A 7,365-nucleotide genomic window follows, 5' to 3' on the forward strand; every position below is an offset into this window, starting at 1 on the left:
TGTCGCTACTCAGACAGCGAAGCCTGCCGGCGTTCCTTCAGAGCGTCGATGAGCGCTTCCGAGGTGATCCGCTTCCCCCCCCGCAATATGATGGTTTTTGCAGCGTCGTCGGCCGCGCGGGTGATCTCGGCCTGCGACAGTCTCTCTGCCTGAGAGATCGCCTCGTTCCAGGCAAGCCCTCTGGTGTCGAAGCGGTCGAGTCGAGCCCGAAGCAGCGCCTCGATAATCGGCCGATCGGGCACGGCGTATTCGATGACATCGTCGAAACGGCGGAACAAAGCTCTGTCGAGCAGCTCGGGATGATTTGTTGCCGCAATAATCAGGCTGTGGCTGTCGTCTTGCTCGAGAAACTGCAGAAACGAATTCAGCACGCGCCGAATCTCGCCAACATCCTGGCGTTCGCCTCGACGCGCGCCGATGGCATCGAATTCGTCAAAGAAGTAGACGCCCCGCGTCGCCTGCATTGCATCAAAAACAAGCCGCAGCTTTCCGGCAGTCTCTCCCATGAACTTGGTGATCAAACCATCGAGGACGATCATGAAAAGGGGCAGATGAAGCTCCCCGGCCAATGCCGATGCGGTCATCGTCTTGCCTGATCCTGGCGGGCCGACCAGAAGCAGTTTGCGACGGGGAACAAGCCCGTGCTCGCGCAAGCTTGCTTGTTGGCGCTGCTCTCCCAGCACGCGGTGCAGGCGCGAGCGCAGACTGTCCGGCAAAATCATGTCCGTCAGTCGCAGGTCCGGATAGCGCACATGCAGGAGGCCTGCGAGTTCGCCCTTTGGCTGAAAAAGGGGAACCGGCCGACTGCTCTTGGCAATCCGGGCGTCCCTGCTCTTGGCTGCGTCGACCAGATCCTTGAGCTCCTGAGCAAGCTTGCCATGGCCTTGACGTGCCTCATGCGCAGCAAGCTGCATCGCGATAGAGAGGAAACGATCCTCGTCGCCGGCAATGTGGCTTTTAAGCAGCGTCACGATATGGCGGGCCGTGGTCATGGCTCTCTTCTGGGGTATCCGTTTACTTGGCGAAGCGCATGCAACCTAAACGCTTTCAACGGCGATTTGTAACGCGCAATGGTGTTTTTTCTCTTGTCGATGTTCGCCCGTGGCAACTTCAGCGGTGAACTGTTGCGCCGCGGTCATAGGCCAGCCGGAATAACGCCGGCCAGCAGACAACAGTCCGCATCTTCGAGCGCTCGAAGTCTGGCCACTCACGCAGCGTGTCGGGTCCGAACGCTCCAAAGCCGCCCCGCCTGGCAGGTCCATGCGACCGATTGCGGGCGTGCGGCCATAAGGTCTACGCGGGCTCGCATGGCTGCCCGCGCCGCTGGCTAAAAAGCTGTACACCATCTCACGAAACACCAGGTCCGCTCCTTTGCCGGCCGACGGTCCATGAAATCCCCTCCCCACTCACGACACCGGAGACCTCCTTGCCCACATGGCGCTCAAGCACCGGCCGCCATGGCACCAGCGTGAACTCGCGCGACTTTTCAACGACGGCATATTTTCCGCTGGCAAGCTCGACGGAGCGGCGGAGCGTACCCTCTACTCGTCCTCCGAATCGCGCTTCGGCATAGGGCAGGCCAAGTTCCTCCGACAGTTGGCCAGCAACACGGTTCAGTTCTCGCTGGCGCAGGATCGAAAGCATGTTGGCTCGATAGACGATCCCATCCTGTTCTTTATGCGCGAGGCCTTGCGCGATCAGCCACTGCCGCCGGCGAGCTTGCGCCTCTCTCACGTCGCGGCCGAAGCCGGATCCGTGCAAAGGCTCGGGTCTATCGGCAACCAGCTCCCGGTCGAGCCAGGTGGCGCCGTTGAAGCTGACCTGTCGCTCCAGCGCCATTGAGGAGAGCTTGTCGGCAACGACAGGCTCGGCCCTGGCCCGCTGGCCCTCATAATTCGCGACGCGATCGAGATGGTCCGGCGCGATGAGCCAGGTGCCGTTCGGCTCTCGCTCAACGCCGCCGGTCGCGCGGCGGATCGCCTCCAGCCGCCGCACATGCGTTCGCGCAAAGCTCTCGGTGGCGGATGGGTCATGCTTCAGGTGCATATCGACGTCGTAACGGCCGCCATGCGCGGCGGCGATTTCGGCGATGGTACGATCGACCTGCCTCGGCTCGGTGTTCCTTGGCGCGACACGCACGATGCAGCCATTAGGCATCGTTTCCATCGCCTCGCCTCTACCGATGTTGATCCAATGGCTCTTACCGTCGACGGCGTCGACGATCATGTAATGGCGGTCATTGATCTCGTCGGCCAGTCCACGCGCGACAACGCGACCGACGAGAGACTGGACGGGCTCGCCGGATCGATCGTGGATCACCCAGTCGGCGGCCCTGCGGGCAAGCCCCTTGCCGGTCAGTTCGCGGTGCATGGTCTTGATGATGTCGCCGCGTTCGCCGGTGCGGCGCAGCGTGGCTTCGAGCTCATCGTCGAGGCGCCAGGAGCCAGCGCCGACCTCCGCGGCCAGACCCATCCGCTCGAGCTTGCGCAGCCGTCCCTGGTGCAGCGTCTGGCGAATGGCGTCGGGACCGCCCGGCGAGACCAGGCCGTCATCATCACGCATGCTGAGCAGCCGACGGTCGATGCTGGTGAAGCGTTCCTGCTCCATTTCCCGGCGCAGGCGAAGCTCAATCTCGCGGTCGGTTCGCGGACCGAGATCGAGGCTGACCAGCTCGGCCGCCCGCTCGCGGATGCCAGATGAGATATATTCGCGCGCGATGACCAGGTTCTCGCCACGGTCGTCCCTGCCACGGACGATGATGTGGCTGTGCGGGTGGCCGGTGTTGAAATGATCGACCGCGACCCAGTCGAGCTTCGTGCCGAGGTCTTCCTGCATCTGCGCCATGAGCCGCCGCGTCAGCGCCTTGAGGTCGTCGTACTCGATGCCGTCTTCGGCAGCGACGATGAAGCGGAACTGATGGCGGTCGCCGTCCGCGCGATCGATGAACGCCTTGCCGTCGACGCGGCCGCTGTCGGCGCCGTAGAGCTCGCCAGGTTCACCTTCGCGGGTGACCCCGTCGCGCTGAAGATAGCGTAGATGGGCACGCGCCCCGTCCGCGCCCTTGCCGGCGAGCTTGACGACCCGCGCCTTGACGATCACCCGGCGCTGGCGGAAGGCGGCATACCGGTCGCGCGATTTCAGCAGTGCGGCGGCCGCCCCGCCGCGCCCTGTCCGGCTTCCTGTGAAGCGACCACCGCGTTGCGGCCGGCCGCCAGCCCGGTTGATCGCCGCACGAACCTGGCCGGCATAGCGTTTGCCGGCCTTCGAGCCGCGCGACCCGATTTTGCCGAGCTTCGGCCTGAACTCGTCATCCTTAATGCGAGCCTCCCAGACATATCAAGCAAAATCAGACACTTACACGTCAAACCCTCTTGGCACCGGCGGCAGCCTCCCGGAAAAACGATGTGCAGACAAAGATTTAACCGCCTCCTGGAGGCGGTACCTTTATCTTGCCTTCCGCGCCCAGCCCCGCCAGACGCGCCCCCGTCCGCCATGGCTAACGCACCGGCTCCTTCGGCTGCGCGCCGTCCTTGCCGAGCGGCACGAAGAGATCGCCGTTTCGCACGCCTGAGTGAACACCGTCATGAATGAAGAACAGCGACCGTCCGAGAGGAGCGATTTGCGCCTTTGGAGCGACAGATTGGCTTTCGAACGCCTCGATGTCGGCCGCCGAAACTCCGGCCGCCTTGAGTTGGTCGAGGTACTCGACGGTCTCTTCTGGCAGCGGTTTGCCACGCTTCAAATGCTCGTCGTAGCGCTCGGGACCGGCATTGTAGGCGCCAAACAGGCCAGGAAATCCGAAGCGGTCATACATGGCACTGAGATAGGCCGTGCCGGCCAGGATATTGTCGCGCGGATCGTGGGGGTTAGGCCCAAGGCCGTGTTCGACCCGCATCTCTTCATAGGTGCCGGGCATCACCTGCATGAGGCCCATGGCGCCAGCGGGGGAGGTGATGGGGCGGCCGCCGCGCATTGTCTTGCCGCCGCTTTCGGCAGCCATGACGGCATAGATCCAGGCTTGGGGAATATGGAAGCGCCGGCTTGCTTCCGATACCAACGTCTGCCACTTTCGCAGCTGCGGACTTTGGGAGATGGCGACCGGCTCAGCGCCGGTCGAGGCGGAACAGGCGCATGGCGCAATGGCGATCATGCCCAACAAGAGGAGGGTCACTCGGTCCATAGTGGTACGAGCCTCCCGATGACATTTTGAGTGGGAACAGGCCCGAAATAGCGGCTGTCGAAGGAGCGGTTTTTGTCGCTGCCGAGCAGGAAAACCTCGTTATCCCCGAGCGCTCGGCAGCCGTTCCACCATGGCAAAGGTCGGCCTTCGGCGTCGATTTTGAGCCGGCGCGCGACGATGTCGCCGCCGATGATGATGGCGTCATTGAAGGCGCAGACATTATCGTCCGGCAGCGCTGCAAGACGTTTTGCCAGCGGCACATTGCGAGGCAGATAGCTGCGCTCGGCGGCGAGATACGCCGCGTATTCAGGCGGGCGCACGAGCACGAGATCGCCACGCGCCAGCGCTCCCGCAGCGATGCGGTAAAGGCCGATCGGCGCGCTGGCCGAGGCGTTCCAGACCAGCCAAGGGGCGGGCTTTCCCAGCGCCGTGAAGCCCAAAAGACCGAGACCGGCCGCGGCCAAGGCGACCGTCTTACGGGCTCGAACACGCCTCAGGCGGCTGCCGATCAGATGGATGGAAGGGCGCCGCCTCATGAACGGCCTCCCGTGCCGCCCTGGCCGGAACCGGCCTTGCCATCGCCGGCGATGGAGTGCTGCGGGTGTCCTTTCGACCAATGGTCGAGTTCGTCGATGTGATAGCGGACATAGCGGCCGTGCTTGCGGAATTTCGGGCCGCCGCCCTTGAGCCGCATCTTTTCGAGCGTGCGCTGGGAGAGCCCGATATAGAAGGCGGCTTGGGCTGTGCTGAGAAACGGGCTGCCCTTTTTCGCGCGGGCCGCGCGTTCGTTTTCGTCGTCCATGATGATCCTCGTTTCGCTTCGGACAAGCGAGGGCGAGGATGGGCGAGGGAGATCGTCTCGGGGACGGGCGAAGAGTCGGGGGAGAGTTTTCGCCGCCCTTTAGGGCGGACGGGGTTTGGGTGGAACTCCTGGGAATGAGCCCCGCGCCGGGGCTGCGGCGCGAGGCTCTTATCTCGGCCGGTCAGTCGGCCGGGTTCCAGATGATGGCGTAGGTGTCGTGATCGTCCTGGCCGGCGGCTCGGCCGAGATTGGCGTAGAGCTTGCGCGGTCCGAACTCCGGCGCTGCAATCGACAGGCTCACATAATCCTTGCCGGAAGTCTCGCCGGTGCGGATCCAGCCAGCGCCGACTTCGACCCCTTGCGTAAGCACCCGGAAGTCGGGATGGTTATCGGCGCTCTTGGCCTGGTTGGGGACGATATCGATGTCGGCGCGGACGCTGAGCGTCTTGAACTGGCCCTTGTAGGCGCCGTTTTCCTGCTTGTTGACGTAACCGATCGCGGTCATTTCGAAGTCTCCTTTTGTGGTTTCGCCGGGGACCATCCCCTGCGATGGCGCACCGTAATGGGCGCGTCAGGACCGCCTGAATCCGACAGGGCCGCAGCGACAGTGAAGGACCCGAGCGGGCAGCTTTTTTGTGAGCGAAGCGGCGCGAGGAAGCCGCCGCAGGCGGCGGGGAAAAAAGCTGATGGCGCGAGGGTTTCGGGCGGCCGGACCCGCCCATAGGTCGACAAGCCAGCCGCAGGGATGGTCCTTGGAGAGAGCATGGAGACCGCTCGCCAAGTGCGGTCTGTCAGCCAAGCAGGACGCCGGGATGAAACGGCCTGCAAAGATGCTGCGCCCTTATGCCGGATCGAGATCGTGCCAGCGGGTCGGGCGCCAGAGCAGACATCCGGCATGGTGCGATCTATGAAAGCAGGGCTCGCCAGCGGGAATTTGATACGCGAGGGGGCCAAAGTAAGGCTGGATGAGAAGCCGGTGCTACCTGCAGGTCCAGTGTCATGTGGCGGCGCTCGGGAAACCGCTACGCAATGTAACGCGCTCTTATGAGGCGAACAGACCGGCCCCAAAACCGATCGACCGGTGGTCGGCGCGAAACGCGTCATGCCTGTCCGAAAGCTGACAGTGGCAGAAGACGCATGTCGGGTTCCGCACAATTGACCATGCTGGATTTGTGAGGTTTTCAGGGAGAGCCATGCGTTCACTTCCCAGTGAGCTTTGGCACGGCATTTGCTCTTGATGTGGCAACACGGATCGAAGGTTGACTGCATGCACAAGCGCGAGATGAGCAATGCTCTCCTTTCCTGGAGGCTTGGCAGCAGATTCGATTTGACGTTGCGAGGAGCTTCAGCCGCTCGCGGCGGAAGTGATCTCAAATCTGAAGGCACCGTTGGGGCCGCAGCCATCAAACACATCTTTCTCTTTTTCGCAGCTCGTCTTCAACGCGATGCGGACTTCTTCGCGTCGACGGCGGCCGAAGGTGGAGAAGGGGCTCGACTTGCAAAAAGGAGTTGTCAATGACGTCTTACGTTCGCACCAACAGCCCGGCGCAGGTGCGCTCACTGTCCACCTTTGGCAAGCATCTGCAAAGGAGCGTGCTGACGGCGACGCTGCTTGCCGCGGCTTCGACGGGAAGTGAAGCGCAGCCCTATGTTCGTGCTGACGGCAGCACGACTGACGACTTGGAAGCGGCGCGAGCAAGTTGGCGTCATGACGCCGAATTCAATGGAAATGTGGGGCTCGCAGCCATCAACGCGGATGCCGCGTATGCGTTGGGTTCCACCGGGGAGGGGGCCAGAGCTCCTCGCCTGCCCTCGTCCGTCTTGACGAGTGCCCGCTTACAGCCTACCTCACTATCGCGTTAGCACTCGTCCATCGCGAGTGCTAACAAAAACCCCTCAACAGCGCACCAGGGAAAAATCCGAAAATGGCAAAGTCGAAGTTCCGCCCGCTGCATGACCGCGTGGTCGTTCGCCGGGTCGAATCCGAATCCAAGACCGCTGGCGGGATCATCATCCCCGACACGGCAAAGGAAAAGCCGCAGGAAGGCGAGATCATCGCTGTCGGCTTCGGCGCTCGTGACGAAGCTGGCAAGCTGGTCCCGCTGGACGTCAAGGCCGGCGACCGCATCCTGTTCAGCAAGTGGTCGGGCACGGAAGTCAAGCTCAATGGCGAAGACCTTCTGATCATGAAGGAATCCGACATCATGGGCATCATCGGCTCATATCAGGCCCTTTCGTCAACTGAATTCCCGGGCTCGATTGAAGCCCCTGCCAGGAGCTAAAAATGGCTGCCAAAGACGTAAAATTCTCCCGCGATGCCCGCGAGCGCATGCTGCGCGGTGTCAACATCCTCGCTGACGCGGTGAAGGTCACGCTCGGCCCC

General features: G+C 62.8%; 7 protein-coding genes and 1 pseudogene. 2 read left to right on the forward strand and 6 right to left on the reverse strand.

Features of this window, described 5'->3' with window-relative positions; all coding sequences use genetic code 11:
- Positions 1–5: 5 nt before the first annotated feature.
- The 6 genes from EN943_RS07660 to EN943_RS07685 all read right to left on the reverse strand — a co-directional run bounded on the left by EN943_RS07660 (position 6) and on the right by EN943_RS07685 (position 5,487).
- The gene (locus EN943_RS07660) at positions 6–992 is read right to left on the reverse strand and encodes an ATP-binding protein (protein ID WP_024505649.1); all 987 of its coding nucleotides are present in this window, start codon (positions 990–992) and stop codon (positions 6–8) included.
- A 355-nt stretch (positions 993–1,347) separates the two neighbouring features.
- Positions 1,348–3,318 carry a relaxase/mobilization nuclease RlxS gene (gene rlxS, locus EN943_RS07665; protein WP_063169238.1) on the reverse strand — a complete coding sequence of 657 codons (1,971 nt, stop codon included), beginning with the start codon at positions 3,316–3,318 and terminating at the stop codon, positions 1,348–1,350.
- A 178-nt stretch (positions 3,319–3,496) separates the two neighbouring features.
- Complete coding sequence (locus tag EN943_RS07670) at positions 3,497–4,180, reverse strand: lytic transglycosylase domain-containing protein (RefSeq protein ID WP_024505647.1); 684 nt, start codon at positions 4,178–4,180, stop codon at positions 3,497–3,499.
- Positions 4,168–4,716, reverse strand: coding sequence for a S26 family signal peptidase (locus tag EN943_RS07675; protein WP_024505646.1), 549 nt, complete (start codon positions 4,714–4,716; stop codon positions 4,168–4,170). Before EN943_RS07675 ends, EN943_RS07670 begins: the two co-directional genes overlap by 13 nt.
- The gene (locus tag EN943_RS07680) at positions 4,713–4,982 is read right to left on the reverse strand and encodes a helix-turn-helix domain-containing protein (protein ID WP_024505645.1); all 270 of its coding nucleotides are present in this window, start codon (positions 4,980–4,982) and stop codon (positions 4,713–4,715) included. The genes EN943_RS07675 and EN943_RS07680 overlap by 4 nt, the downstream gene beginning before the upstream one ends.
- 181 nt (positions 4,983–5,163) lie before the next feature.
- Positions 5,164–5,487 carry a DUF736 domain-containing protein gene (locus tag EN943_RS07685; protein ID WP_024505644.1) on the reverse strand — a complete coding sequence of 108 codons (324 nt, stop codon included), beginning with the start codon at positions 5,485–5,487 and terminating at the stop codon, positions 5,164–5,166.
- 1,010 nt (positions 5,488–6,497) lie between these two features.
- On the opposite strand from EN943_RS07685, the gene EN943_RS07690 reads away from it, so the two are divergent.
- Positions 6,498–6,845, forward strand: coding sequence for a hypothetical protein (locus EN943_RS07690; protein WP_063169239.1), 348 nt, complete (start codon positions 6,498–6,500; stop codon positions 6,843–6,845).
- Positions 6,846–6,907: 62 nt separating this feature from the next.
- Positions 6,908–7,201, forward strand: a pseudogene (groES, locus tag EN943_RS07695) (co-chaperone GroES); the annotation flags it as partial.
- Positions 7,202–7,365: the final 164 nt, after the last annotated feature.

Origin of the sequence: Mesorhizobium sp. M7A.F.Ca.US.006.01.1.1, assembly GCF_003997935.1 — a bacterium.
GTDB lineage: Bacteria > Pseudomonadota > Alphaproteobacteria > Rhizobiales > Rhizobiaceae > Mesorhizobium.